Origin of the sequence: Flavihumibacter sp. UBA7668 (assembly GCF_002483205.1) — a bacterium.
Lineage (GTDB): Bacteria > Bacteroidota > Bacteroidia > Chitinophagales > Chitinophagaceae > Flavihumibacter.
Genome location: NZ_DLHM01000003.1, coordinates 322,299 through 348,410, shown reverse-complemented (window position 1 = coordinate 348,410; position 26,112 = coordinate 322,299). Strand labels below are relative to the sequence as shown.

Below are 26,112 nucleotides of genomic sequence, written 5' to 3'. Positions count from 1 at the left end.
AAGAAGTAAGAAATAAGAAGTAAGAAGTAAAATGTAAGATTTTAGATGTTTAGGCCACAGAGTTAAATCTAAAATCTTATATCACTTTTTTGCTCCGCTGGTGCTATCGGGTATTGCCGGGCCATCTGCCGTATCAACCGCAGGCGGTGTTTCTGTTTTCTTTTTCTTCTTCCGGGTAAAGAGTTCCCAAATACGATCAAATTCTTTGCGATAAGAAATCCCCAAACCGGATCGCTGCAACGCACTCTGGTAGGCATAACTCCAGTTATTGCGATAGAAGAATGTAATGCGGAATTTTCCATCCGGAGTCAGCTTGTATTCAGCAGACACATCCGGCAGAAATTGAAAAGTTGCCGCCTGACGCGAATTAATGCCGAAATCAATCGCACTTCCCACCATAAAGGTCAGTCGCTCATTCAGGTAACTCTTCGCGAGACTCAGGTTGATATTTGTCCGATCCGGTAACATGATCTGCGCATTCGACTGTCCGGTTAAATTCGTGCCACTATACAAAGCTGCATTCATATTCAACTTCAGACTCTTATCATTGAATACATTCTGCAAAATCTTGGAAAATTCATTTGATAATACACTCGATAAAAATCCGGAAATACTACTCACCACCAGACTTTCAAAGGCTGTATTCGCAAACGATGCGCTGTTGTTCTGTAAGCTTCCAACCGCAGTTAATGGTCCGAAATTATTAAACAGAATCAGGTAGGAAACCTGCTTGTTCAATTCACTCTCATCTTCCTGAATAATTTTAAACAAGGCGCTGGCCTGGTAATTATTCCGCAATGGACTGTTCTCCGGTAACTCAATCCGGAAGCGGATCTTGGGCTGAGACAGGCGGTCCGTAATATTTGCAATAATGTTTACCGTTCCCCGATACTGCGTTACATTCGGATCATTGATTCCAAATCCGCCACTACTCAACAGATCACTAAACTTAACATTGTTCGCAGTATATAAGGCATCAATTTTTAATGTAGCATCATAGGGATCGCCATTCCAAACAATATAATTGTTCCGCTCCGGTAACAATACGAAATTCTTCTTCCAGGCCTGAAAATTGAAATTATAAAAACCGCTTTCAATGTCATATCTGCCGGTCATGCTAAGGCTCTCTTTTGAACCCACCCTCATTTTTAAATTTCCATTACCTCTCGCCGTTATGATATCACCCGTACTTTCATCAATGATCATATTCACCACCGCTTTGTTATTTGCGCGGATATCCAGACTCACAGTAAAATTAGATTCCTTATCATACGGTTTGTAAGGTGTCATTTCTTTACCGTATTCTTTCCAAACAATGAAATCAGCTTCTGCATTCTGTCTGCTGCTTTCGGTAGCGATATAAATATTACTGCTGTCCGTCGGCTCTCCGCTGATCTCCATCTGCATATCGTACATCGGTCCGCTGAACTTCATATTGGCCTTTCCAATCACATTGCCGTAGAATAAACTGTTATCCGCCGGAGTTGTGTTCAATAACAAGAGCTTATTTGTTTTTACTGCAAAATCAAAGGCCAGGTCGTTGAAGTTATTGTGGTATAATTTTCCTTCCGTAAGCTCGCCCTTGTTTCCCAGTGTATCCTGCAAAACAAACTTCCCAAAATCAATCTGTCCATCTGAAAACTTGATTTGAGCAGCAGGAATTTTATAATATACCTTGGTGTAATCCACCAGCAAACCGGCATTATTCAAACTGACATCTCCCAGGTATTTCAGATTTTTTCCTTTCCCAACGATCTGAAGTTGTCCGGTTGCATACCCATCCAGTTTTTCAAAAATGCCTGTCAGGTATTGCTGTAATAAACTGATTTTGGTATTCTTTAAATTCGCCCGGATATCTACCTGATCCGATAAGCTGTCTGTGGTGTTAACCAAACCAGCTATATCAAAATTATAATCTTCATTCAATGATACTGTCTTAAAGGTGACCTTGCCTGATTTGCTGGAATAGGTACTGGATAAATCAAGCACTCCGATGGAGTCGTTATCCAATCGAAAATGTTCGGCTTTTGCACTTGCATCCACCTGCAGGTTGCTGAATGGGTCAATGAGTTCGATTTCGCCGGTTAGCAATCCTTCAAGACGATTCGACTTCACAAAAAACGGAGCGAAATCGCCGATATTTATTTTTTTCAACTCCACTTTCAGATCATTCCCTTTACCAATAGAGGAAGGGGCTGATGTCAGAATAATTTCCTGGTCCTCACTGTAAATGCGCACCCCTTCGGTTGTTACCAGTTCTTTACTTAATATGATTTCACCTCCATCCTCAATGATCCAGGGTTTCTGGTTGATATCAAAACTTGATGGATAAAACTGTACGCGGATACCATTCTTCAATGTCTGTACTTCACCCGCAATGGAGGCGCGGTTCAGGGTCTGGTTGGCACTGGTTATAATAGAAACTTTCGATAGGTCTTTTGCTGCAGAAATGGTTACTACCGAACCCGGAAAATGCAAACTGTCATTTACCTGGATATCACCTACATTGGTGCTGACAGCTAATGAATCGAAATTACCCCTGGCCTGAAATTTTACATCATAAAACCCGAGTTTATTATAACCAAATTGCGGGATTTCGGCATCCACATCAAATATATTCTCCTCGGTATTTAACTGCCCGTTTATGGTGGAATAATTAAATCCTTTTAATCGTTTATCAAGCAGACTTAAATAATCATCCACTTTGCGGGTGGTGATAAAAAAGCTGAAATTATTATCCACCGTGGTTTTGGAAGCAGCTATATAACTGGGGTAATACCTGTTCAGAAATGTTTGAAACGCATCGGGGAGAGAGGAGATATTAAATTTCCCTGCCAGTATTCCTTCAAATTCATTACTGCGTACTGTGATGGTTTTATTTCCACTTTCCTGCAAACTGGATTCAACATATAAACTGTCAAAAGATATTCGCTGGCCATTATTGAAAACCGATGCGTCTGAAATACGTGCCGAGCCAAGAAAATTATCAATATTACTGCCGGTGAAGTTCACATTGAAGGTTCCATTGAAATCCAATTCTTCTTTGGTGAATTTCATGCTGCGCAGGTTTGCATTCACCACCAGTGCGCTGAAGTCGAAACGGGGAATATCGCCAGATAAATCAACCAGCCCTTTCAGCTTTGCTTCCAGGTGTTCATCATTCACTGCCACATTTCCATTGAATAATCGCTTGGCAAATTTGCCATCCACTTCTATATCGCGATACTCATAACCGTTATAAATGATAAAGGGAATATATCCTTTCAATCCGGCATCCAGACTATTTAAGGTAAAGCCCTTCCCTTTAATATCACCTGCCACTCCAATAGATCCCAGCATTGAGTTGCCAATAAACTGTCCGATATCAAAATCTTCGGTTTGAATGGTTCCTTCATAGAGTGGAACGCCTTTTTCCGGAAGTTTCATGTTAACGTCGGTGGCAATCGTTCCCAGTGCGGTTTCAATTGTACCATAGGTGACAAAATCATTCAGAAAACCGGTAAAACTTCCTTTGAAGCGAAGAAAGCCGAGCCGGTCCAGACGGGGTTCTGTAATTGTTTTTACAACCGGAAAAAATTGACTGATATCGGCATAGCTGGCATTGAAATCACGAACTGTTACGTCGAGATAGGATTTTTTTATATCAGGCAATCCTTTTAGGGAGAAATCCCCATTCAGAAAAGTATTGTTTCCCGCTTTTGCGATAACATTTTTTCCTTCGAGGTTGCTGATGGTACCACTTGCTTTTCCACTCAGACTGATTCTTGTATTCCAGTTTGCGAGCTCCGGTGCGAAATAGGCGATGTCATCACTATGAACGATGGCATCTGTGAAATTTCCCTCTAATCGAATTGATTCAATGAAATCACTCATATCATCAAATGTATCATAGCGCATGGCATAGAAATTCCGCAGGTAACTTTTTGGAGTGCGAATATCGAGCTGGCGGAATTCCATCGCTTCCGGATGAAATTTCAGATTGGCTTTAAGTTGCTTCACTTCAAATCCCGATCGCTCTTTGGTAGCAATCTGAATGGCGGCACTTAAAGTATCATTGATCAGTTTTACATCACGAAACTGACTGTTGATCTGGCTAAACTGAAAATGAGCGCCATCGAAATAATAGTAAGGAGCGCGTTCGGTTTCAATATCGTTCTTGAGACTGCCGTTTTTGATGGTGAGATATCGAACGCCGAGCGACCATCGCCCTGAATTCCAGCGAAGATGTTCCGGATCATTAGGTGGGATTTCTGCTCTGGCAATTTTGGGCCTTGGTGGGCGGCGGCCTTCGTAATTATAAATGGAAAAATTTGGTTGAACTATAGCGAGGTTTCTGATCTGGATATTTTTATTGATCAGGTCGAAAATTTCTGCTTCCACATCCAGGGATTGGAGAGACAGGCCGAGATTTTCACCGCGCCACTCATCGCGCTGCAAAAGGCGGATATTTTTTAGCGAAACTTCTTTGACTGATAATTGAATGGGGTTCTGTTTTTTGGTACTCGCAGGTGCGGCGAAATAATCGGCCAGAAACTGGTAATTCCAAACGGAGTCTACCCGATGCAGGTCGATCAGGGTGTTTTCCAGTCCGAGATAGGTGAGTTCCACCTTTTCCTTTACGAAAAACCAGTCGGTGATATTCACCTTCAGGGCACCGGCATAAAGCAGGGTGTCCTTGTTCTGATCGCGCACGAGGGTGCCATTCAGCGATAGTGTATTAAAAAACTCGAGGTCAATATGGTCCACTTTTACCTCGGTATTCAAGGCTTTCGACAACCGGTTGGCTGCCTGCCGGGCAATATAATTCTGGACAAAACTGACCTGCAAGAGAAAATACACCAGCACCACCAATAGCAAAAGCGAAAGGATCAGGTAACCGGTTATTTTAAATACTCGTTTCAGGAATTGGGTATTAGCTGCAAAATTAACTATTCAGGATCAACCTCCTAAGAAGATTGTGTCCATTGAACGAATTTACTGGATGAGACTGGTATACCCGGGGCGAGGTTTAATTCTTAACCTGATTTTACAAGGCCTTCCGCAGCTTGACCAGAGTCGTAAGCAAATCTTCCAACCTGTCTAGTTGCAGCATATTGGCGCCATCGCTTTTGGCTACCGCCGGATTGGGATGGGTTTCGATGAAGAGTCCGTCTGCGCCCGCTGCCAGCGCAGCTTTTGCGATGGTTCCAATCATTTGGGGATTACCTCCTGTTACGCCGGATGTCTGGTTAGGTTGCTGCAGGCTATGGGTGCAGTCCATCACCACAGGTACACCGTGTTCTTTCATCCAGGGAATATTGCGATAATCCACTACCAGGTCCTGGTAACCAAAAGTAGTACCCCGTTCAGTCAGGATGATTTTATCATTTCCCGCCTGCCTGATTTTTTCCACAGCAAATTTCATGGACGGGCCGCTTAGAAACTGGCCTTTTTTCACGTTGACTACCTTTCCGGTTTCCGCGGCGGCAATCAGGAGATCGGTCTGGCGGCAGAGAAATGCGGGGATTTGCAGGATGTCGGCGTATTTGGCAGCTGGTGCAGCTTCATCGTGGGCATGGATATCAGTGGTGGTGGGCAAATTGAAACGCTGCCCGGTTTTGTGGAGGAGGTCCAGGCCGAGTTCATCGCCCAAACCGGTGAAAGAGCTGGCACTAGTACGATTCGCCTTTCTATACGAGGATTTGAAAATATAGGGGATTCCAAGTTTGGTGCAGATCGTTTTTACTTTTTCCGCCACTTCCGTAAGCAGTTCTTCACTTTCAATTACACATGGACCAGCAATCAAAAAAAAGTTCTTCTCATCATAAGTTTGACCGGTAAACAGCTCTTTCAGAAATTTTTCCATCCTGCAAAGATAGGATTTCTCCCATCTCACCCGCCGGGTGCCACCGGTCGGGTGGTACCCGACCGGTGGCACCCGGCGGGTGAGAAAGCTATCGGTTTTGTATGTAGGTTTGCAGGCTTAATTTCGATTGCTATGACGAAGGAGAAAATACTGGTTATTGGTGCCTGCGGGCAGATCGGGGTGGAACTGACCCTGGCACTTAGGAAAATATACGGCAACAGCAATGTACTGGCATCCGACCTGCGGGAGGAAAATGAACTCCTGAAAGGGACCGGTCCCTATGTATCCATCGATGCATTAAACAAGGAAATGTTGCATGTGCTGGTGATCCGCCAAAATATCACACAGGTGTACCTGCTGGCGGCCATCCTTTCTGCCACCGGTGAAAAAAATCCCAACCTGGCCTGGCACCTGAATATGCAGAGCCTGCTGAATGTACTGGATATTGCACGTGAGGAAAAACTCACCAAGGTCTATTGGCCCTCCTCCATTGCAGTATTCGGACCAACTTCACCCAAACAAAACTGTCCGCAGTACACCATTATCGAACCCACCACCGTTTACGGAATCTCCAAATATGCCGGCGAATTCTGGTGTAATTACTACCACCAGCGCTATGGAGTGGATGTACGGAGTCTTCGTTACCCCGGACTCATCAGTTATAAATCAGCTCCAGGCGGCGGAACCACCGATTATGCCGTTGAAATTTTCCATGAAGCCCTGGAAGAGGGTTCTTATACCTCTTTTTTGAAGGAGGATACCTACCTCCCGATGATGTATATGCCGGATGCTATAAAGGCAACCATTGAACTGATGGAAGCACCTGCGGAAAAAATTACGGTTCGTACTTCGTACAATATTTCCTCAATGAGCTTTTCGCCAAAGGAAATTGCTGCGTCCATTCAGCAACATCTTCCTGATTTCACCATGAAGTACGAACCAGACTATCGGCAGGCTATAGCCGATTCCTGGCCACAGAGCATTGATGATCATATTGCCCGCCGCGATTGGGGCTGGCAACAGGATTATGACCTGAACCGCATGACTGCAGATATGCTGGCCAATCTCCAAAACCAGTAGGCTTGTTAATTTGTTAAGTTTACCAACTGCCTGGCGTAAATTGCCGGTTAGATTAGTAGCCTATGCGAAATATTTATTTTGTACTTATAATTGTTTTTTGTGGAGCATCCGTTCATGCCCAGCCGGTTCAACCCGGAACCTGGCGGGCAGAATTGCTTCGCGAAGAAGGCTTACCCATCGTATTCAATTTCGATCTGAATTATGAAAAGGGGAAGCCCTATATCTATATCCGTAATGCAACCGAACGTTTGGAAGTTCGAAATATTAATGCGATAGGCGATTCAGTTTTGATTGATCTGCCATTTTTCGAATCTGCTTTTTTTCTTAAAAAACAGGAAGATGGATCCTTGCAGGGCGAATGGCGCAAGGGTACCACCAAGGGATTGTCGATTATGCCGATGGTTGCTGTACCAAATCGATCTGATCGGTTTATTTCAGGGGCAGCACCAACAGAAAAAATCACCGGAAAATGGGAGATGACCATTTTACGGCCAGATGGCAGTCCGCGGCCCGCAATTGCTCAATTTCTTCAAAAAGGATCCCGCCTCACCGGCACCATCATAGCACCTTCGGGCGATTATCGTTATCTGGAGGGAATTGTTCGGGGTGATAGTTTATTCCTTAGCACATTTGATGGCAGTCATGCTTATGTTTTTTCGGCTCGTATTAAATCTGCCACAGAAATAGAAGGTGGACGATTTTATTCAGGTCCAACGCATGTGGAAGAATTTTCTGCCATTAGAAATGAAAACGCACAATTACCATTGGACGGAATTGGTGTCTATTTGAAACCGGATGCTCCAGCACTGGATTTCAGTTTTCCTGATCTGGATGGCAAGATCGTCAGTATACGCGATGCAAGGTTTCAGAATAAAGTTGTGGTAATTCAGCTGATGGGATCCTGGTGTCCGAATTGTATGGATGAAACCAATTTTCTGAGTAAATATTATTCGAAGAATAAATCTCGCGGGGTGGAAGTGGTTTCGCTGGCCTATGAATACAGTACAGACCTTACCCGCTCCCGTAACAGTTTACGGAAATTTCAGCAGCGCTTTCAGGTGGGCTACCCTATGTTAATTACTGGTGTAACCAGTTCTGATACCTTGCGTACGGAAAAAACATTGCCGCAATTAACGCCGATTAAAGTTTTTCCCAGTACCATTTTTGTTGGAAAAGACGGTACTATTAAAAAAGTTCATAGCGGATTTTTTGGTCCGGCTACAGGTGAGGCATACACGAATTATGTAGCTGAATTTGAAGCAACAATCAATAAACTGCTGACGGAATAATAAGCTCTGCTGAATTTATGTAAATGCGATATCAGTTATCGTGCGGTTTTCCAGAATACTTAAACTGGCATCCCGCACTTCTTTCATGATATGGTTTAGTCCGCAGGTAATCTCATCGCAATCTTCGCATTTCTTATAAAAATTCAGACTTGCGCAGGGGAGCAGGGCGATAGGGCCATCCAGTATTCGGATGACCGTAGCAACTTTTATTCCTGCCGGCGGAATGGCAAAATAATAACCACCACCTTTCCCTTTTTTACTGTCGAGCAATCCGGCTTTTTTCAAATCCAGCAGGATGGCTTCCAGAAATTTAATGGGGATGTTTTTTTCGGATGAGATCTCAGCAATGAGAATTGGGCCCTGTTGTTCACGTTGGGCCATAAAACTCAGTGCTTTTAAACCATATTGGGTTTTTTTCGAGATCATATTAAAAACCGAGTACGTCGTTCATACCGAATATACCTTTTTTCCCTTTAAGAAATTCTGCCGCCATTACAGCTCCTGTGGCAAAACCGGTGCGATTATGCGCCGTATGGATGATTTCAATATCATCGATTGCAGAAGTATAAATGACTTTATGCGTTCCTGGTGCGGGATCAATTCGCTCACTTTTGATTTCCAGTTCATCTGCTTTATTGCTGCTATGATTCACCCATTTTTTGTAAAGAGGGATGGAATGCAGAATTTGTTCTGCCAGGGTTACCGCCGTACCGGATGGAGCATCTTTTTTTTGTGTATGATGAATCTCTTCCATGCTAACCCTGTATTCGGTTTGATTAGCCATCAGTTGAGCCAATTTTTTATTCAACTCAAAAAAGATATTTACTCCAACAGAATAATTGCTGGCATAGAGAAAGGCACCCTGTTGTTGCAAACAGTATTCATCTACGGCCTCTTTTTTATCGAGCCATCCCGTAGAACCGCATACAACCGGCACCTTTGCTTTCAGGAGGTCCATAATATTATCGAAAGCGCTATGCGGACTCGTAAATTCAATGGCAACATCGATATCAGCGAGTTGGGTTTCGTTTAAATCGGCACGATTATCCAGGTCAATTTTCAATCCAATGGTATGCCCTCTCTCCAATGCAATTTTTTCAATTGCCTGGCCCATTTTTCCGTATCCTACTAATGCTATGTTCAAGTTAGATGTTTGAAGTTAGAAGTATGAAGTGGCAAATATAAGGGGGAAGGGGGAAAAGGAGGAAAAGGAAACAAAGGAGGAAAAGGAGGAAAAGGAGAGGAGAGAAGGGACAGTGGACAGTATAGAAGTGGGTATTTTCCCCGACCTGCTGAATATTCTACCTTCACTATTCACCTCATTCACTATTCACCTCATTAACCTTTCACGTTTCACCTTCTTCTCATCTTGCAAACAATTTCGCAGGCTTTGCCTTATGGATATCAAATACCAGCGATAAGCCGGTAGTATTCCCAACACCCAATTGATAGGTATTATTAGGCAGGAGGGGTTTTAGCTTCATACTAAGTTCGGGACTCACGTCAAATTCTTTCAGGTGGGCATCTACGGTGGCGTCTACTACATTCAATCCCCAGAAAAGAAGGAATACCAACACCGAATAGTCAATGTTTCGGCGGAATTCACGGCGATAGTTATCGAGAGAGGAAGTTGCGTTATTTTCTACAAAGACACGCAGATAGGGGGCAACTTTATCCCAACTTGCAGTGTCCTTACTTTCGGTTACCTGATAAGCGAAACGAACTTCACGGTAGGTTTTGATATTATCAAAAAACACATAACCGGTAACCCCGAGTGCCGCGTACACAATGGGCACTTTCCAGTATTTTTTATTGTAAACCTGTCCCCATCCCGGAAGAATTGCCGAGCGAATGGTGGCTTTACGTGGGTTATGCGGTTCTTTTACTTTTTTCTTAACCTCTGAGGAATCGGAATTTTTTTTTGCTGATTGATTGGATGCGAGCTGTTTGGCGGCAGGCTTTGATGTGTCAACTTGGGAAAGAGCGGGTTTGCTGGTATCGGCATCAGCCAATTTGCCAGTCTGCATCATGTGCAAAGAATCCAGGTCAAAATATGCTACGAATCCCACAGGAAACCTGATCGGGACAGAAAAATTGCCCCGGATTCCAAAAGAAAAATTGGCATGGTACCCAAATGGAGAATTGGCCTTGCCTTGTTCGGGTAACCCGTCGGGTGGATGGATGGCAAAACTCTCCAAATCGCTGAGTAGGCCTGAACTTAAAAACAGTATGGAAATTACCGCCTGGATCTTGATCATGAGTTAATTCACTGTTACTCCCATCGATTCCAGCAACTTGTTCAATTCCTGAATGGAATAATATTCGAGGGTAATACTGCCATGCCCTTTCTTGTTATGGTTGAGTTTTACCTTGGTGCTGAAATGGGAGGCTAAATTATCTTCAATTTTCTTGTATACAGGCGGCAGACTGGTTTTTGGAGCAGATTTAACAGCCGCTTCGCCTTCCTTGTACATTTTTCGAACCAGCTCTTCCGTCTGCCGAACGGATAACCCCTTATTCTTTATCTCATTGAAAATATAGAGTTGTTTATCGACCAGGTCCACATTGATCAGGGCCCTTGCATGGCCCATGCTCATCACGCCATTTCGAACTGCTACCTGAATATCGGGCGGCAGACGAAGCAGACGGATATAATTCGCCACTGTGCTTCTTTCTTTACCCATGCGTTCCGCCACCTGTTCCTGGGTATAATTCAATTCATCCATCATGCGCTTATAACTTAAGCTCACTTCAATGGCGTTGAGATCTTCCCGCTGCAGGTTTTCCAACAGTGCCAGTTCCAGCAATTGCTGATCATCTGCCTGGCGGATATATGCCGGAAGGTCTTTTAATCCGGCTATTTTAGAAGCACGATACCGGCGTTCCCCGGAAATCAGCCGGTATTTTCCTGATGGTAATTTGGAAACCGTGATGGGCTGTATAATATCATGAATCTTTATGGAAGCGGCCAGCTCATTCAGTGCCTGCTCATCAAAATCATGACGTGGTTGTTTTGGATTGGTTTCGATTTGAGTAATCGGAATCCGGCTCATGCTGGTAGCCTGTTCCACTACCTGTGGCTTTAATTGTCCGGATGTGCTTTTCAAATCAGCATCGATATTCTGCAATAAGGAACGAATTCCTTTTCCTAGCGCGTCTTTTTTATTGGGGTTGGTCATTTTGCAAAGTAAAAATTCAAAAGTAAAAAGTAAAAAATGGAAGCATCAAAATTCGCAATGCGCTTCTATATATGCTAACATCAACTGACTAAACAATCCTATTCCATCCGCGGGCTAAAGGAATTTTCCTTGCACATTTCAGGTTTCACCACTCACTTATCAGCCCTGTCTTCTCACCGCTGTCTTCTCGCGGCACATATCTCTCGGCAGATATCACACCTCTCCATTCACGGGTTCCGCGTCCCACTTCTGAAGTCCCACTTTTCAGTTCACAATTCTTTCGATAGACATCTAATATCACAAGTCCTGCGACTTATTTCTCACCACTCAAATTTTTCTAGTCGCCACACATGGAACAATGTAAACCGACCGGCATTTTTTAAATACCCCCCCCAGAAAAACTCATCTTCCCCTTTTTTCTTTTGTCTCTTTTCTTCTCCTTGTTCCTCCATTGTCTCCATTGTATCCCTTTCACCTTTTCCTCCTTTGTCTCCTTTTCCCCCTTTCCTCCTTTGTCTCCTTTTCCTCCCTTTCCTCCCTTTCCTCCGTTGTCTCCTCTTTCCCTATTCCTCCTCTTCTCCTTCCTCCACTTCCATCACTCTGTCTTCCTGACTTATTTTAGTCATATTGTTTTTCTGTAATATTTCCTTGGCAAGGTTCAGGTAGTTGACCGATCCCTTGCTGTAGGCATCGTATAATATAACCGGTTTGCCTACGGAAGGGGCTTCACTGATTCGCGTATTCCGGTGAACGATGGTATTAAATACCAACTCATCGAAATGACGGCGTACTTCACTCACTACCTGGTTGCACAAACGCAGACGGCCATCGTACATCGTCATCAAAATCCCTTCAATTTCCAATTCAGGGTTCAGGCGATTTTGTACAATCTTTATGGTATTCAATAGTTTTCCCAATCCCTCCAAAGCAAAAAACTCTGTCTGAACCGGAACAATTACGGAATCGGCGGCAGTCAGGGCATTTACGGTAATCAATCCCAGGGAAGGAGAGCAGTCAATTACCACAAAATCATATTCATCCAAGACCGGATTCAGAATCCCTTTCAGCACATTTTCACGGTTGGGGTAATTGATCATCTCAATCTCCGCACCCACCAGGTCAATATGGGAGGGTACCACATCCAGGTGCGGAATATCCGATTTCAGGATCACATCCCGGATCGGCGTACCATTCACCATACAGTCGTACAGACTCTGGGTAATATTATGCAGGTCGAAACCGGTACCGGTTGTGCTGTTGGCCTGCGGATCTGCATCCACCAACAGGGTCCGGAATTCCAGTACGGCAAAACTTGCTGCCAGGTTAATAGCAGTGGTGGTTTTGCCTACACCACCCTTCTGATTCGCTACGCCAATGATTCTTGCCATAATTCAGTTCCTCGTTCTTGCGGTTTTCGGGTAAGGTATTAAATCGTAATGCTATCTCCAATACCGACCAGGTGTAATTTTTTTCCACCCCGGGTAAATACTTCCTGAGCGGCCTGATGATCTATTTTGATATATCCAAAGGTATCATAATGCACACCAATTACCTGCTGACACTGAATCATTTCAGCACAGACCAGGGCATCAGATGCGTTCATGGTAAAATTGTCGCCAATTGGCAAGACCGCAAAATTAAGTTTTGCCCAACGCGGAATTAATTGCATATCAAGGGTTAAGGCAGTATCACCTGCATAATAAAAGTTGCCGGCATCGGAATAGATAATGAAACCCATCGGATTGCCGCCATAGGACCCGTCCGGGAGTCCGCTGGAATGCTGGGCAACCGTACAGCGTACCCTGAAATCACCAAAATCCCAGGTACCACCGGTATTCATCGGGTGGGTGTTGGTCAGGCCGTTTTTATTCAGCCATTCGTGAATTTCCCAGTTGGTGATAACTTTGGCACCGGTTCGGGTGGCTATAGCAATACAATCAGCAATATGATCAGAATGGCCGTGTGAAACCAGTATATAATCGGCTTTTATACTATTGATGTCGATGCCTGCTGCCAGCTCATTATAGGTGATAAAAGGATCAAACAGGAGCTGCTTGCCGTTGATCACCACGGAAAAACAGGAATGTCCATAATATGTATATTGCATAGTCTGCTTTTTTGGTAAGGAGAGCAAAAATAACGTTTCAACCCAAAAAAACCGGAACAAACCGTTCGGGTACTTGTTATCAAAGGCAGATTTTAGCACAGTAACATGAATTCGAACTATACAATTGTATCAGGAACCAACAGAACCGGAAGTAATACGCTCAAAATAGCCCAGCAATACCAGGCCATTCTGGAAGCTAAGGGGATCAAAGCTGAACTCCTGACCCTGGAAAACCTCGATGTCAGTACCCGTAACCAACAGATTCGCGAGCTGGAGGCCCGCCTGCTCATCCCGACAACCAAGTTTATTTTTATATCACCGGAATATAATGGGAGCATTCCCGGGGTATTGAAATCATTGTTCGACAGCAGTGATATACAACATTGCTGGTGGGGGAAAAAAGCGTTATTAACCGGAGTGTCAACCGGACGAGCGGGCAATCTTCGTGGTATGGAACACCTTACCGGAATTTTGCATTATCTGAGAATGGTGGTGCACCATAACAAATTGCCTATTTCTGTCGTGAATGTGTTGCTGCATCTTGATGGAACCATCAAAGACGAACCGACCCTGCGTGCCATCAACCAGCAACTGGATGATTTTATCTCCTTTTAAAATTTTATTCGATGAGAAGTTCGGGAATGATCTGGGTGATTTTGATTCTGCTAATCCTCCTGGACATATATGTTTTTCAGGCACTGCGACATGTTACCCAAAATTGGGCGGCGCGCTCGCGGATGATCCTGTTTATCAGTTATTGGCTGGTATCGGTGCTGGTGGCCGTGGTATTTGTATTTATGCCTGCACTTGGAGCGGATAACTGGCCAAAAGCTGTCCGTTCTTATGTGTTCGCCATCATAGTGGGACTCTTTTTCTCCAAGTTCGTGGCGAGTATATTTTTTCTGGTGGATGATCTGCGCCGTGGTGTGCAGTATACAGCGGGGAAGGTTATCCCGCAGGCAAAAGCAGCATCTCCCAAAGAAGAAGAGGGGATCAGTCGCTCAGCTTTTTTAAGCTGGCTGGGGCTTGCTGCCGGTTCTGCCTTATTTGGCACCTTATTATATGGATTTACGAATAAATACAATTATTCCATCAAACGGATCAAACTTGCGTATGATCATTTGCCGGCTGCTTTCAAAGGTTTGAAAATTCTGCATATCAGCGATATTCACAGTGGCAGTTTTACAGACGCGATGGCGGTACAAAAAGGCATCGATCGCATTCTTGAGCAGCAGCCTGATATCATTTTATTTACAGGCGATCTGGTGAACGACCGGGCAGTGGAAATGGAACCTTACAAGGAAATTTTTGCGCAACTGAAAGCACCTCTGGGTGTTTATTCCGTATTGGGAAATCATGATTACGGCGATTATTATCAATGGGATTCAAGAGAAGCAAAGGAGAAAAATTTATCGGATATCATCCAGGTACATGCTGATATGGGCTGGCGTTTACTAATGAATGAACATGTGGTGCTGGAGCGGGGAGGAGAACAAATCGCGCTTATTGGAATTGAAAACTGGGGTGCGAAAGCGAATTTTCCCAAATATGGCAGTCTGCCGAATGCGTATAAAGGAGCAGAACAACATCCCTTTAAAATATTAATGAGCCATGATCCGAGTCATTGGGATGCGGAAGTGCGGCAGGCATTTAAGGATATTGATCTTATGTTAAGCGGACATACACACGGTATGCAATTTGGTGTGGAGATCCCCGGATTTAAATGGAGCCCTGTGCAATATATTTATAAACAGTGGGCGGGATTGTATGAAGCGGGCCGGCAGAAACTCTATGTGAATCGTGGTTTTGGATTCATCGGATACCCGGGACGGGTGGGCATTTTGCCAGAAATCACGGTTTTGGAGCTCGTTTGACTTTTTGAAATGTGGAAGGTTTAATCGGGGTTTCTTTGCGTTTTATTTAACAGGTATGCATGACCGTTGGCATATAATTCGTGCTTACTTACATTCAAACCAACGTTATGAAATCCAAACTTAGTTTTTTAGTAGTGGCCCTGATGGCCGTTTCCCTTACAACATCTGCACAGGGACTTCACTTTGGTGTGAAGGGGGGTGCTAATCTTACCAAGGTAGATGGTAAAGCCATGAGTGATGAATTCAATTATGGTTACCAACTCGGTGGTTTTGCTGAAATCGGCCTCGGTAAAAAATGGTTTATTCAACCCGAAGTAATGTGGACCGAATATCGCACGCGTACCGCAGATGATTTTGAAGACATCATTAATAATGCGATTGAAGGATCGAGTCGTAAGGACGTAAAATTAAATTACCTGGCTATTCCGATAACACTGAATTATCGGTTGCTGGATTGGTTTTCGCTGCATGCAGGTCCGCAGTTTGGTGTATTGCTGAACCAGGATAAGAATTTATTGGAGAATGGGAAGGATGCCTTCAACTCCGGGGTGGTATCCTTTGTAACGGGTGCCCAGCTTAATTTTGGCGGCTTTCATGTAACAGGAAGATACTTCACAAATATCAATGATATCAATTCCGGCGATGTTGATAATGCCTGGAAAAACAAAGGTTTTCAGGTGGGGGTTGGGATCCGAATTCTGTAGTTGCGAATGGGGTAAGGATCATTTGCGCTATGTTTGCAAAAATTTTCTTTACCAATGTCTTTACAAGCAACGATACAGGAAGCCTGGGGCAACCGGGAGCTATTAAAGGAAGCACATTATGCAGATGCGGTTCGTGCCGTAATTGAAGAAGTAGATAAGGGAAGACTCAGAGTGGCGAGTCCGGGAGAAAACGGATGGGTAGTGAATGAGTGGGTGAAACAGGCCATCCTGATGTATTTCGGAATTCAGCAGATGCAGACCTATGAACTCGGGCCCTTTGAGTTTTACGATAAGATGTTGTTGAAAAAGAACTACGCTTCTCTCGGCGTACGGGCGGTACCGCATGCCATTGCGCGCTATGGTGCTTTTCTGGGACGGAATGTGGTAATGATGCCGAGCTATGTAAATATTGGGGCCTATGTAGATGAGGGCACGATGGTGGATACCTGGGCCACCGTGGGAAGCTGTGCACAGATAGGGAAAGGCGTACACCTGAGTGGTGGTGTTGGAATCGGTGGTGTACTGGAGCCCCTTCAGGCGGCACCAGTGATTATTGAGGACGGCTGTTTTATCGGATCCCGCTGTATTGTGGTAGAAGGAGTAATTGTAGAGAAGGAAGCAGTTCTGGGTGCCAATGTGGTACTAACACAAAGCACCAAGATCATTGATGTAAGCGGTTCCGAGCCGATTGAATACAAGGGAAGGGTGCCCGCTCGTTCTGTTGTGATTCCGGGTTCCTATACCAAGAAATTTACAGCCGGTGAATACCAGGTAAGCTGTGCACTGATCATTGGTCAGCGTAAGCCGAGCACGGATTTAAAAACCAGCCTTAACGATGCTTTGCGTGATTTTAACGTGAGTGTTTAGTGGGCACGATTAGCAATAAGCAACTGCACTGGTGGGGGTTTGTATTAACCTTTGCCGGTGCAGTCTTGTTTTCTACCAAGGCGGTAATGGTGAAACTGGCCTATCGCGAAGTGCAGATAGATGCCATCAGTCTGCTGATGTTACGCATGTTGTTTTCGGTTCCGTTTTTTGTAGCAGTAGCCTGGTGGAACAGCCGGCAGGAAGGAGAGGGGGCCGTTTCAATGCGGGATTGGTTCTGGGTGGTTATATGCGGCCTGCTAGGGTATTATGCCAGCAGCTGGTTTGATTTTATCGGGCTGCAGTTTATTTCTGCTGCGCTGGAGCGGCTGATATTGTTTTTGTATCCAAGTTTCACAGCCTTTATCAATTATTTTTTGTTCCGGCAGAAGCTGAGTAAGCGACAGGGCTGGGCTTTACTGATTACTTATCTGGGAATCGGGATTGCGTATTATGGTGAATTGCAGATTGATTATGGAAAGGATGGCTTCTTTTTTGGCTCCCTGATGATTTTTATCTGTTCGATCACCTATGCGGCGTATCTGGCCGGGAGTGGAAAGATGATTCCGCGGGTAGGCGCCACGCGTTTTAATGCCTATGCCATGCTGGCCGCTTCAGGCGGTATTTTTGTTCATTATTTACTGGAGAAGGGGATTGGCGGGTTCGCCTGGACGGGTGAGAAGATCCAGTTTGGCTTGTTGCTGGCGATTTTTGCCACGGTATTGCCTTCTTTCTTTCTGACGGCAGGCATGAAGCGGATTGGCAGCAATAATGCGGCGATCATTTCCTCTATTGGTCCGGTTTCCACCATAGCGCAGGCTTATTTCTTTCTGGGCGAGCCGGTACATGGTCCGCAGATCTTCGGCACCGTCCTCGTTGTGTTGGGCGTAACCATGATTGGCTGGAAATCTCCCTCCACCTGACTGATAACGTTCACCCGACCGGTGGCACCGGTCGGGTAAAAAAAACTTCTGAATCCGGGATGGATTTTTTGGCTGCAATGCATCATTTCCTATATTTGCACCCCGTTAAACAAGAAACGGATGCCCAGGTGGCGAAATTGGTAGACGCACCGTCTTCAGGTGGCGGCGCCGCGAGGTGTGCTGGTTCGAATCCAGTCCTGGGCACGGAAAAAGATCCTCTGACAAAAGTCAGGGGATTTTTGGTTTTTGCGGGTGCTTTGTGTAACAATATCCGGGAAATACAGGATCAACAGTACAAGGATTTAATTGCAGCATTTTAACGGATGGGTTATTGAATTATTTTGATTCAAGAAGGGATACCTGCGGATCAACCGTTGACACTGGGAGAATCAACTAACCGGAGACATCATCAGCAGAGACTGGAAGCTTGTTCAATCAGGAACCAGGATGACCGCAGAGTTCGCGGCTTTTTTGAATAAATTGGAAACACCCTATGCGGAAGCAAATTCTTTATTTGTTTTCCGGCTGCCTTCCGAAAGCGTTATAGTAAAAACCTGGTCGCCGATTTTTCCGGAAAAAATTCTACTATATGATTGCTGGCTCCGGTGCAGGTCCGGCACAAAAACGGTACAAGTCCGGGATAAGTCCGGGGATGCTGGGGAAATCTCGGTCTGTTCTCCTGTTCTCCTTATGTTCCAGGTTAACACCTATTGTTTCGAACCTATTAAAAAGCAGCTCATCTGCTCAAGACCAGGTGAGAAGGCATTTAAAACAGAACGAGAAGGCAATTAAACGTAGGGTGGCTAACTGATTAACCAATGCTTACCCAACAATATACATAGTCCTCAAAAAATCAATTTTCCAATATGTCAAAGAACTTGGCCTTTTACTATTAGTATCATTTATTTCGGATTTATTACATGACCCGTCCTAAAAAAACTTTACCCTATCCTTATAGTAACTTCATCCAAACCTTATCCTAACCTAAAAGAAACAATAAAAGTTATCATGTGTTTTAATAGGTTGGATTTCAATAATTTATAAAGAAAATTGCTCCATTCCACTTGTGTGTTTTATCCAGAATAACTATATTGTTGGATACACTTTAAGTAATTCCAAATAGTTTATCTGATATTCTTATGAATACATCTTCTCATACCATTCAAACTCTGTCTTCAGAATGGAACAGCAAGGGGCTGTTATATGCAAATGATGTAAATGAAATGGTGGAGTTTGGTGAAACGCTGGGTTGGGAAAATTGGAAAGGATTGGAGCCGTCTGACCAAAGAGATCATTTAGCTGATCAGATTTTATCGTTATTAAAACAAGCTAACAAGAATGGAGATACCGAATGTTTCAGAAATTTATTTCCACCTGCCCATGCACCCTTCATAAAAATTTTTGAAAAGCTGGGGCAGAGTATTGAGGATATGTGTTTTATTAAAGACAATATGATTGCTTTTATAATCGGTACATCCTATCAAAAAAGGGAAGCGTATTCCTTATCAGAAAGAAGTGTAGAAAAGCTGCCTGAATACATTGTGTCAATCGGTAAGTCGCATAAGAATGAAATTTTCGCAATAGCCGATGCAGAAAAAATAACCACCTACAATGGTTGGTTTGGTAATATAATTTCAGAATTTCCATTACCTGAGGTAAAAAAATTACCTATTTCTAAATTGATTTTTTTTAATGATGGGCTATCTGTTCTGCTCGTTTCATCAGAGGGGATTTATTTACTTTCAGCAAAAGGTAATTCGATGATTCACCCTGTTTCTGGAAATGAAGAAGAATTTATTTCTACTATTGACATGGAACATGCTGCTTTGTCTTGTGATAATAAACTTATTGTAGTGGGGGACCAATGTTCTGAACACAGAATATTGGATCAAAATGGATGTGAGGTTGCTGAAATTGGCCCACAATGCTCTTATCCCCATTTTGCATTATTTTCTAATGATGGGAAACAGGTAGTGTTGAATTCATGTCATTTATACAATGGGATTTCTATTGGTGTTTCAACAAAAGATATTTACGGGTTAAAAATTGAAGCATATTCAGAAGATGATAGATTCATTGTAATTGATGAAGATTGTAGGGTTTATGCAGCTCTTACTACTTCAAGCTATTATATTTTCGGTGATGCGGGCGGTTATATAAAAGCATTTGATAAAGAAGGAAAGAAATTATGGCGTTACTATTTGGGTTCTACCATTACCGGAATGACTATTTCAGAAGACGAAAAGACTTTGTGGGTTGGCTCATGTACCGGTATCATTCACAAGCTCCTATTAAATCGTGGAAAAAGAGATAGTCATACAATAGGAAATGGGAATCATTTTGAAGAATTTAGAATGATATTCTGGAAAAATGAACCCCAACCACTTATTTGGTAGGAATCCATCTAGTCGAAATTGGTTTAAGTTATAATGTTATATGAACCGTACTATACTTTTAATAGTTCTAGCTAGTTTAATTTTTACAAGTTGTTCTAACGGGCAGATAAATACAACTATTCCCATAATACTTCAAAACAGGAAAATGGACGATTTCGAATTCTCATTTAATACAGCCCATTCAAATGCTAAGGCGTTAATGAAAGATGATTTTTTTTGGAGTCCGATTGAAGAGTCGGCCCCCTTTGGAAAATTGGAAGTTAGGCTTAGTAGGTATTTAAATAATTAGTGTAGCGTTGCTATGTATATTATCGAATTATCGTTTATTATATTTTTAACTATATTTCTTTTGGTATATAATCCTTTGTTGACAGTGGTTTTTATCAAACAAAGAGGTGTATTAGATAAAATTCCTGTAAGAATTAACTCCCGGCTTTTTCTTGTAGTTTTATTTCTGCTGATTTTCTTTGGTCAATTTTTGATTCAGTTTATTATTCCAGACCCAATAATTGGATTGTTGATTTATTTTATAACTATTACGATATTAGTTATTTGGGATAAAATTGTAAAAAAGAAGAGGAGTTGATATTTTCTGGCTTTGTAACCCGTAGACAAATGTCATCGTATTTTAATTCAGGCTGGTATAATTTTGTCTTATGCAAATAGGTATTGATAGTTTCGCTTCCGCCATGTATGGCAGTAAGGTGTTAAGCAGTGCAGATGCCATGGAAGAACTGTTGGAGCGTATCAGCATTGCTGATCAGGCTGGTCTGGATGTATTTGGCATTGGTGAACACCATAAAAAAGAATTTCTGGATGCGGCTCCGGCCGTGATTCTTGCAGCCGCGGCTGCCCGTACAAAACGTATTCTTTTGGGCAGTGCAGTTACGGTATTAAGTACGGCGGATCCCGTACGTGTTTACCAGGAATTTGCTACGCTTGATCTTATTTCAAAAGGCAGGGCTGAACTGGTGGTAGGACGCGGATCTGCCATTGAAGCATATCCCTTATTTGGCTATAATCTCAATGATTATGACGCTCTCTTTGTTGAAAAACTTGATTTATTACTTAAGATTCGTTCTGAAGAATTTATAACATGGAAAGGTAAATTCAGGCCCGCTCTTGTAAATCAGCCGGTTTATCCCAGGGCGCTGCAGGAAAAATTACCTGTCTGGCTGGGAGTTGGGGGTACACCGGAATCCTTTATTCGTGCCGGAACGTTGGGGCTGCCTCTGATGGTAGCCGTGATTGGTGGAGAAACGGAACGTTTCCGTCCGCTGATCGATCTGTACCGGGAAGCCGGACAAAAAGCTGGCTATTCAAAGGATCAACTGAAAGTCGGACTTCATTCTCCCGGATATGTGGCAATATCCACAGAGCAGGCCATTGCAGATTATTATCCGGGTTATGCGGAACTATGGACTAAACTGGGCAAGGAAAGAGGATGGCCACCTGTAACCCGCACGCAGTTTAATTCCATGATTGCACCTAAAGGTGTGCTGGTGGTAGGCGGACCAGAAGAAGTTGCTGAAAAGCTGATCCGGCATAGTAATGCGCTGGGAGGAATTGACCGGTTTACGTTTCAAATGGATAATGCGGGACTATCACACGAACAATTATCGAAATCCATTGAATTAATTGGTACTAAAGTTATTCCATTGGTAAAGCGATACGAATCAGGTTATTGAAAGAAGTCTGCAGACAGATTTAGGCTCCGGACTGAATATTTTTTTTGTAATCTATTGCGCAAGTAAATACTTGCGCTTATATTTGCAAGTAAATACTTGCATAATATGGAAGCTCGAAGAGATGTATTTCAGGCAATCGCAGACCCCACAAGAAGGGCCATTATCGAAATGACAGCCCGGCATCCGGTAACCGTGAATACAATTGCGGAAAATTTTGATGTCAGTCGCCAGGCCATTTCGCTCCATCTTAAAATACTAAATGAATGTGGTTTATTAATAATTAAACAGGAAGGAAGAAACCGATTTTGTGAAGCCAGGCTTGATCAGCTTAATGAGGTGCATCAGTGGGTACAACAGTATGAACAGTTTTGGAAAGGCAGGTTGAAATCCCTAAAAACTTTCGTGGAAAAGGAGAGTAAGCCAACCAAATCAAATAAAGCAACTTCGAAAAATTCAAAAAAAACATCAATATGAAAACAACAACAAATGAAGCAGAAGTTTATATCGTAGAACTATTTAACGCGCCTGTTCAACGGGTTTTTGAAGCCTGGACAGATCCGAAAAAATTAATGCAATGGTACGCCCCTGAAGGGTGCTCCATACAATTTAAAAAGCTGGAAATAACTGTTGGTGGCCAATTTCACTCCTGTATTATCCATCCGCAATTTGGAGAATGCTGGTGCATTGGTGTATACAAAGAAATTATACCCAATAAAAAAATCGTATTTACCATGCAAAATGCAGATGAAAAGGGAAACCCTGTTAATCCGGCATCCATTGGTATGGATCCCGATTGGCCGGGTGAAATGTTGGTGAGTATACTGTTGTCAGATGAAAATGGAAAAACAAAAATGGAATTAAGGCAAACTGTTTCGCAAGAGTTGGCCCGTAAAACCGGAGCCTATTCCGGATGGATTCAAATGTTCACTAAATTAAAAGAATGCTGCTAATAAAGTCAATTTTATGAGATTTGTTAATTTAATCGCAATTTCTGTATTATTCCTACTTACCAGTTGCCGCAACAATTCAGAGTTATCACAAGCTAAACATTCATCAGGAGAAAAATCACCGGATAGTTTGCATTTCCAAAATGGCTATGCAACTGTAAATAAGCTGAAAATGTATTATGAAGTATATGGTGATGGTGAACCGCTTGTGCTACTTCATGGAGGAGGTTCTACCATTCAGACAAGTTTCGGAAAAATTATTCCGCTATTGGCTAAAAACAGAAAATTGATTGCCATTGAGCTTCAGGCGCATGGAAGAACCGGCGATCGGCCAACCGGATTAAGTTTTACCCAGGACGCAGATGATGTGGCGGAATTACTAAAAAGTTTAAATATCCCCAATGCCGATTTTTTAGGTTTTAGTAATGGGGGAACCACTGTTTTACAAATAGCCATACGCCATCCGGAAAGTATAAAAAAGATGATTCTTTGTTCAGCGCTTGCTAAGCGCGATGGAGTTCCGGCCGGGTTTTGGGATTTTATGAAAAATGCCCAATTGGAAAGTATGCCAGAACAATTAAAATCGGCCTACCTGAAACTTGGAAGAGATTCCATTGGATTGCAAACTATGCACGATAAAGATGTAAGCAGGATGAATTCATTCACGGATATTGATGATGAGCTGTTATCAGCAATAAATTCTCCGGCATTAATAATAACTGCAGATAAAGATGTAATTACACCGGAACACGCCATTTACCTAAGCAGGAAAATAAAAGATGCGCAGCTTGCGATACTCCCGGGAATCCATGGTGAGTATCTTGGGGAAATAACAACCATTAAGCCTGATTTTAAAGAAGCCCAACTGTTAATCGTGCCATTAATTAATCAGTTTTTAAGATAAAATATATTGGACTGCCGAATTGGATTACCTGCACTCATGTTCCATAAAGGAGACACCTGTTTCATTAAATTCCGGCAGAAAGATGGTGCGTTTTTTTATATATCCTTTTTCGTCCAATTCGTAAGAATACTCTCTGTTTATTCCTCCAAATCCAAATTTTAGTGATTTTGGCAGGCTTTTACTAAGCTTTCCCAGCCAGGGATAATATTCAGTATTTCCAACAAAATAGATTCCATCCAGATAGGTCCAGAATTTTAACTCTTCCGGATAATAATCAATGGTATTAACAGCATGTATGTTAGCATATTTTTTTTCAAATTTTGTCAGGTTTCCATCCGTATAAAATAATCTATAATCAACTATCCCTGATTTGGAAGAATCTTTTATGGTAGCCAGGTATCCGTCTGTTGTGTAGGTGAAATATCTTTTATCATTCAGGTTTCCCAAAATATAAGCTTCGCAGGATTCGGCTAATGATTGCTCATTTAAATAAAATACAGTATAAAATTCATCCTCTTTCGGAACATGAAAAACAGTTATTTTGCCAGGTTCATAGGAAATGCTATCGTCCGTTCCCGCGGGTCGGTCTACAAATGTCAGTCGATTCATCTCATCAAAATGAAAACTAAGGGATGATGTAGTGCCGTCTTCAATAAAATTTACCTTACTATGATAGCAGGCCGGTTCTTTATAAAGTACAGGTTGTTTCATGCAACTTGGCAGAAGCAGTAAACATAAAATCAAGTTGTAAGTATTCATCTTGCTCATGGATAAGGTTTTCATTTTTCGTTATCAATATACAACAGGTCGGGTTGAATTGAAAGAGGTTCAGCGCTTATTTAGTAAAAGTTTTTTGTATCAATAGGAATTAAAATGCCTTTTTAAGCGTTTAATATGCTTATGAAAGTAATTATTACTGCTATTCTGCTCCTGTTTTCAGCTTTTACGTATTCCCAAACAACGGAGATTCTGAAAATCCTCAATCGTGAATTAAAAAATGAAATCAGATTCCAAAAAGAGGATTCGCTTAATTATCCAGGTGAGAAATTTGAATTGGTGAAGGAATTTAATCTTCAGGACTCCCTAATCAGGATGGTTGTGCAAACAGTGGATACCGGTAGCTTTGAACTCGTTTCAGAATCATTGGTGCAATCCGAAATTAAAATTTTAAGTATAGAGGTCAGGAAAAAAGCTATTCTACAGGCGAATATTATGTCCAAAAGCAGGAAGTTGAACTTCAAAAAATCAGGGCTATCTCAAAGGATATAAATGTGATTTTTGAAACTGAACCAGGATCCGTAAAAGTTACAAATATGAACCTTGATGGTACTGCCAGTACCCAAACTACTGATTTGTTTTTTCTGAACCTGTCTTATGTGAAGCAAAATGAATACCTCGCGAAAGAGCTAATAAAGGCATTCAGAAAGGCTGGATATGAAATTCAAAAGGGGAGTTGGTTTGATTAAACATTCACCCCAAAAATATAGCCAACCAATGCAGATAATACCATTGCAATAGTTCCCCAAATAACTATTCTTGTAATGGCTTTGCGAACACTTGATCCGCCTGTTTTTGCTGATACCGCCCCAAGTATAATTAGTGAAATGATCGTAAAACCATAGAGATAGTACTCCAGATGCAGAACCGGTGCAAACAAGGTAACCAATAAGGGTAATGCACCTCCGGCGGTAAAAGCAGCTCCTGAAACCAACGCCGCCTGAATTGGGTTAGCCTGACTTACTTCATTGATGCCTAATTCATCCCGGATATGGGTACCCAGGGCATCGGATTCAGTTAACTCCATTGCTACTTGTAGTGCAGTTGTTTTTTTCAATCCCCTTCTTTCATAAATCTCTGCCAGAATTTTTAATTCCTCCTCCGGCATTTCCTTAAGTTCTATTTTTTCCCGTTCGATATCTGCTTTCTCAATATCGGTTTGAGAGCTTACCGAAACATATTCACCCGCTGCCATGGATAAGGCACCGGCTACCAGTCCGGCTACCGTGGCAAGCAGTATCGGTGCTCTTTCTGTGCTGGCTGCAGCAACGCCAATAGCCAGACTTGAAATAGAAATTATACCATCATTGGCACCCAATACCGCTGCTCTTAACCAATTGCTTCGGTGGATGAAATGGGGGTCCAGATAATTCTCAATTGTTACCATAATACTGGTTTTTGGCTGTGAGGGTTCTGTCAATTTACTCTTTTTTTTCAGTATCAAACTTTTCCTGTTTTGCAGAACAACAGTTGTTATTGGCATCCCGGTCTGGATTTAAAGCATTTGGTCGGATAACTGTTCCGATTGGTTAAAT

Annotated in this window: 24 protein-coding genes and 1 tRNA gene; 15 read left to right on the top strand and 10 right to left on the bottom strand. The window is 42.7% G+C overall.

The features are described 5' to 3' along the window. Positions 1–81: 81 nt before the first annotated feature. Complete coding sequence (locus B2746_RS07305; protein ID WP_290792342.1) at positions 82–4,848, bottom strand: translocation/assembly module TamB domain-containing protein; 4,767 nt, start codon at positions 4,846–4,848, stop codon at positions 82–84. Positions 4,849–5,026: 178 nt separating this feature from the next. Further along, positions 5,027–5,845 carry a 3-deoxy-8-phosphooctulonate synthase gene (gene kdsA / locus B2746_RS07300; protein WP_290792203.1) on the bottom strand — a complete coding sequence of 273 codons (819 nt, stop codon included), beginning with the start codon at positions 5,843–5,845 and terminating at the stop codon, positions 5,027–5,029. Positions 5,846–5,977: 132 nt separating this feature from the next. On the opposite strand from kdsA, the gene B2746_RS07295 reads away from it, so the two are divergent. Then, a complete protein-coding gene (locus B2746_RS07295) occupies positions 5,978–6,925 on the top strand; it encodes an NAD-dependent epimerase/dehydratase family protein (RefSeq protein ID WP_290792202.1) in 948 nt (315 codons plus the stop codon). A 62-nt stretch (positions 6,926–6,987) separates the two neighbouring features. After that, positions 6,988–8,214: a peroxiredoxin family protein gene (locus tag B2746_RS07290; RefSeq protein WP_290792201.1), complete on the top strand. Its 1,227-nt coding sequence runs from the start codon at positions 6,988–6,990 to the stop codon at positions 8,212–8,214. 15 nt (positions 8,215–8,229) lie between these two features. Here the strand turns inward: B2746_RS07290 and B2746_RS07285 are convergent, their stop codons facing one another. The 6 genes from B2746_RS07285 to B2746_RS07260 form a co-directional block, all read right to left on the bottom strand. Next, positions 8,230–8,640 carry an RrF2 family transcriptional regulator gene (locus tag B2746_RS07285; protein ID WP_290792200.1) on the bottom strand — a complete coding sequence of 137 codons (411 nt, stop codon included), beginning with the start codon at positions 8,638–8,640 and terminating at the stop codon, positions 8,230–8,232. Between the two features lies 1 nt (position 8,641). Next, positions 8,642–9,358 carry a 4-hydroxy-tetrahydrodipicolinate reductase gene (gene dapB, locus B2746_RS07280; protein ID WP_290792199.1) on the bottom strand — a complete coding sequence of 239 codons (717 nt, stop codon included), beginning with the start codon at positions 9,356–9,358 and terminating at the stop codon, positions 8,642–8,644. A 220-nt stretch (positions 9,359–9,578) separates the two neighbouring features. Continuing rightward, a complete protein-coding gene (locus B2746_RS07275) occupies positions 9,579–10,472 on the bottom strand; it encodes a DUF5683 domain-containing protein (RefSeq protein WP_290792198.1) in 894 nt (297 codons plus the stop codon). Positions 10,473–10,475: 3 nt separating this feature from the next. Further along, positions 10,476–11,393, bottom strand: coding sequence for a ParB/RepB/Spo0J family partition protein (locus tag B2746_RS07270; RefSeq protein WP_290792197.1), 918 nt, complete (start codon positions 11,391–11,393; stop codon positions 10,476–10,478). Positions 11,394–11,956: 563 nt separating this feature from the next. Next, the gene (locus tag B2746_RS07265) at positions 11,957–12,781 is read right to left on the bottom strand and encodes a ParA family protein (RefSeq protein WP_290792196.1); all 825 of its coding nucleotides are present in this window, start codon (positions 12,779–12,781) and stop codon (positions 11,957–11,959) included. 38 nt (positions 12,782–12,819) lie between these two features. Further along, on the bottom strand, positions 12,820–13,500 hold the full coding sequence (locus B2746_RS07260; protein WP_290792195.1) for a metal-dependent hydrolase: 681 nt from the start codon (positions 13,498–13,500) through the stop codon (positions 12,820–12,822). Positions 13,501–13,605: 105 nt separating this feature from the next. Between B2746_RS07260 and B2746_RS07255 the strand changes: the two genes are divergently transcribed. The 11 genes from B2746_RS07255 to B2746_RS07205 all read left to right on the top strand — a co-directional run bounded on the left by B2746_RS07255 (position 13,606) and on the right by B2746_RS07205 (position 23,800). After that, complete coding sequence (locus B2746_RS07255; RefSeq protein WP_290792194.1) at positions 13,606–14,115, top strand: NADPH-dependent FMN reductase; 510 nt, start codon at positions 13,606–13,608, stop codon at positions 14,113–14,115. 11 nt (positions 14,116–14,126) lie between these two features. Next, positions 14,127–15,374: a metallophosphoesterase gene (locus tag B2746_RS07250; RefSeq protein ID WP_290792193.1), complete on the top strand. Its 1,248-nt coding sequence runs from the start codon at positions 14,127–14,129 to the stop codon at positions 15,372–15,374. A 107-nt stretch (positions 15,375–15,481) separates the two neighbouring features. Further along, positions 15,482–16,078: a porin family protein gene (locus B2746_RS07245; RefSeq protein ID WP_290792192.1), complete on the top strand. Its 597-nt coding sequence runs from the start codon at positions 15,482–15,484 to the stop codon at positions 16,076–16,078. Between the two features lie 54 nt (positions 16,079–16,132). Continuing rightward, on the top strand, positions 16,133–16,945 hold the full coding sequence (locus B2746_RS07240; protein WP_290792191.1) for a 2,3,4,5-tetrahydropyridine-2,6-dicarboxylate N-succinyltransferase: 813 nt from the start codon (positions 16,133–16,135) through the stop codon (positions 16,943–16,945). Beyond that, the gene (locus tag B2746_RS07235; RefSeq protein WP_290792190.1) at positions 16,945–17,865 is read left to right on the top strand and encodes a DMT family transporter; all 921 of its coding nucleotides are present in this window, start codon (positions 16,945–16,947) and stop codon (positions 17,863–17,865) included. The genes B2746_RS07240 and B2746_RS07235 overlap by 1 nt, the downstream gene beginning before the upstream one ends. 122 nt (positions 17,866–17,987) lie before the next feature. Beyond that, positions 17,988–18,069 (top strand) — tRNA-Leu (locus B2746_RS07230). 935 nt (positions 18,070–19,004) lie between these two features. After that, on the top strand, positions 19,005–20,261 hold the full coding sequence (locus tag B2746_RS07225; protein WP_290792189.1) for a hypothetical protein: 1,257 nt from the start codon (positions 19,005–19,007) through the stop codon (positions 20,259–20,261). Between the two features lie 656 nt (positions 20,262–20,917). Next, positions 20,918–21,949, top strand: coding sequence for an LLM class flavin-dependent oxidoreductase (locus B2746_RS07220; RefSeq protein ID WP_290792188.1), 1,032 nt, complete (start codon positions 20,918–20,920; stop codon positions 21,947–21,949). 105 nt (positions 21,950–22,054) lie between these two features. Continuing rightward, positions 22,055–22,423 (top strand): ArsR/SmtB family transcription factor, encoded by a 369-nt coding sequence (locus tag B2746_RS07215; protein ID WP_290792187.1) that lies wholly within the window; start codon positions 22,055–22,057, stop codon positions 22,421–22,423. Then, positions 22,420–22,899: an SRPBCC family protein gene (locus tag B2746_RS07210; protein ID WP_290792186.1), complete on the top strand. Its 480-nt coding sequence runs from the start codon at positions 22,420–22,422 to the stop codon at positions 22,897–22,899. The genes B2746_RS07215 and B2746_RS07210 overlap by 4 nt, the downstream gene beginning before the upstream one ends. Positions 22,900–22,912: 13 nt before the next feature. Continuing rightward, complete coding sequence (locus B2746_RS07205) at positions 22,913–23,800, top strand: alpha/beta fold hydrolase (protein ID WP_290792185.1); 888 nt, start codon at positions 22,913–22,915, stop codon at positions 23,798–23,800. A 24-nt stretch (positions 23,801–23,824) separates the two neighbouring features. Here the strand turns inward: B2746_RS07205 and B2746_RS07200 are convergent, their stop codons facing one another. After that, the gene (locus tag B2746_RS07200) at positions 23,825–24,511 is read right to left on the bottom strand and encodes a DUF4595 domain-containing protein (RefSeq protein WP_290792184.1); all 687 of its coding nucleotides are present in this window, start codon (positions 24,509–24,511) and stop codon (positions 23,825–23,827) included. Positions 24,512–24,700: 189 nt separating this feature from the next. On the opposite strand from B2746_RS07200, the gene B2746_RS07195 reads away from it, so the two are divergent. Both B2746_RS07195 and B2746_RS07190 read left to right on the top strand, forming a co-directional pair. Continuing rightward, complete coding sequence (locus B2746_RS07195; RefSeq protein ID WP_290792183.1) at positions 24,701–25,069, top strand: hypothetical protein; 369 nt, start codon at positions 24,701–24,703, stop codon at positions 25,067–25,069. A gap of 44 nt (positions 25,070–25,113) precedes the next feature. After that, on the top strand, positions 25,114–25,266 hold the full coding sequence (locus tag B2746_RS07190) for a hypothetical protein (protein WP_290792182.1): 153 nt from the start codon (positions 25,114–25,116) through the stop codon (positions 25,264–25,266). Here the strand turns inward: B2746_RS07190 and B2746_RS07185 are convergent. After that, positions 25,263–25,964, bottom strand: coding sequence for a VIT1/CCC1 transporter family protein (locus tag B2746_RS07185; RefSeq protein ID WP_290792181.1), 702 nt, complete (start codon positions 25,962–25,964; stop codon positions 25,263–25,265). The genes B2746_RS07190 and B2746_RS07185 overlap by 4 nt on opposite strands. Between the last annotated feature and the right edge of the window lie 148 nt (positions 25,965–26,112).

Excerpts from the sequence above, each read along its gene's own strand:
- kdsA (WP_290792203.1), bottom strand. The coding sequence starts at position 5,845 with ATGGAAAAATTTCTGAAAGAGCTGTTTACCGGTCAAACTTATGATGAG.
- B2746_RS07295 (WP_290792202.1), top strand. The coding sequence starts at position 5,978 with ATGACGAAGGAGAAAATACTGGTTATTGGTGCCTGCGGGCAGATCGGG.
- B2746_RS07290 (WP_290792201.1), top strand. The coding sequence starts at position 6,988 with ATGCGAAATATTTATTTTGTACTTATAATTGTTTTTTGTGGAGCATCC.
- B2746_RS07285 (WP_290792200.1), bottom strand. The coding sequence starts at position 8,640 with ATGATCTCGAAAAAAACCCAATATGGTTTAAAAGCACTGAGTTTTATG.
- B2746_RS07275 (WP_290792198.1), bottom strand. The coding sequence starts at position 10,472 with ATGATCAAGATCCAGGCGGTAATTTCCATACTGTTTTTAAGTTCAGGC.
- B2746_RS07270 (WP_290792197.1), bottom strand. The coding sequence starts at position 11,393 with ATGACCAACCCCAATAAAAAAGACGCGCTAGGAAAAGGAATTCGTTCC.
- B2746_RS07265 (WP_290792196.1), bottom strand. The coding sequence starts at position 12,781 with ATGGCAAGAATCATTGGCGTAGCGAATCAGAAGGGTGGTGTAGGCAAA.
- B2746_RS07260 (WP_290792195.1), bottom strand. The coding sequence starts at position 13,500 with ATGCAATATACATATTATGGACATTCCTGTTTTTCCGTGGTGATCAAC.
- B2746_RS07255 (WP_290792194.1), top strand. The coding sequence starts at position 13,606 with ATGAATTCGAACTATACAATTGTATCAGGAACCAACAGAACCGGAAGT.
- B2746_RS07250 (WP_290792193.1), top strand. The coding sequence starts at position 14,127 with ATGAGAAGTTCGGGAATGATCTGGGTGATTTTGATTCTGCTAATCCTC.
- B2746_RS07245 (WP_290792192.1), top strand. The coding sequence starts at position 15,482 with ATGAAATCCAAACTTAGTTTTTTAGTAGTGGCCCTGATGGCCGTTTCC.
- B2746_RS07240 (WP_290792191.1), top strand. The coding sequence starts at position 16,133 with ATGTCTTTACAAGCAACGATACAGGAAGCCTGGGGCAACCGGGAGCTA.
- B2746_RS07225 (WP_290792189.1), top strand. The coding sequence starts at position 19,005 with ATGAATACATCTTCTCATACCATTCAAACTCTGTCTTCAGAATGGAAC.
- B2746_RS07220 (WP_290792188.1), top strand. The coding sequence starts at position 20,918 with ATGCAAATAGGTATTGATAGTTTCGCTTCCGCCATGTATGGCAGTAAG.
- B2746_RS07215 (WP_290792187.1), top strand. The coding sequence starts at position 22,055 with ATGGAAGCTCGAAGAGATGTATTTCAGGCAATCGCAGACCCCACAAGA.
- B2746_RS07210 (WP_290792186.1), top strand. The coding sequence starts at position 22,420 with ATGAAAACAACAACAAATGAAGCAGAAGTTTATATCGTAGAACTATTT.
- B2746_RS07205 (WP_290792185.1), top strand. The coding sequence starts at position 22,913 with ATGAGATTTGTTAATTTAATCGCAATTTCTGTATTATTCCTACTTACC.
- B2746_RS07200 (WP_290792184.1), bottom strand. The coding sequence starts at position 24,511 with ATGAAACAACCTGTACTTTATAAAGAACCGGCCTGCTATCATAGTAAG.
- B2746_RS07195 (WP_290792183.1), top strand. The coding sequence starts at position 24,701 with ATGAAAGTAATTATTACTGCTATTCTGCTCCTGTTTTCAGCTTTTACG.
- B2746_RS07190 (WP_290792182.1), top strand. The coding sequence starts at position 25,114 with ATGAACCTTGATGGTACTGCCAGTACCCAAACTACTGATTTGTTTTTT.
- B2746_RS07185 (WP_290792181.1), bottom strand. The coding sequence starts at position 25,964 with ATGGTAACAATTGAGAATTATCTGGACCCCCATTTCATCCACCGAAGC.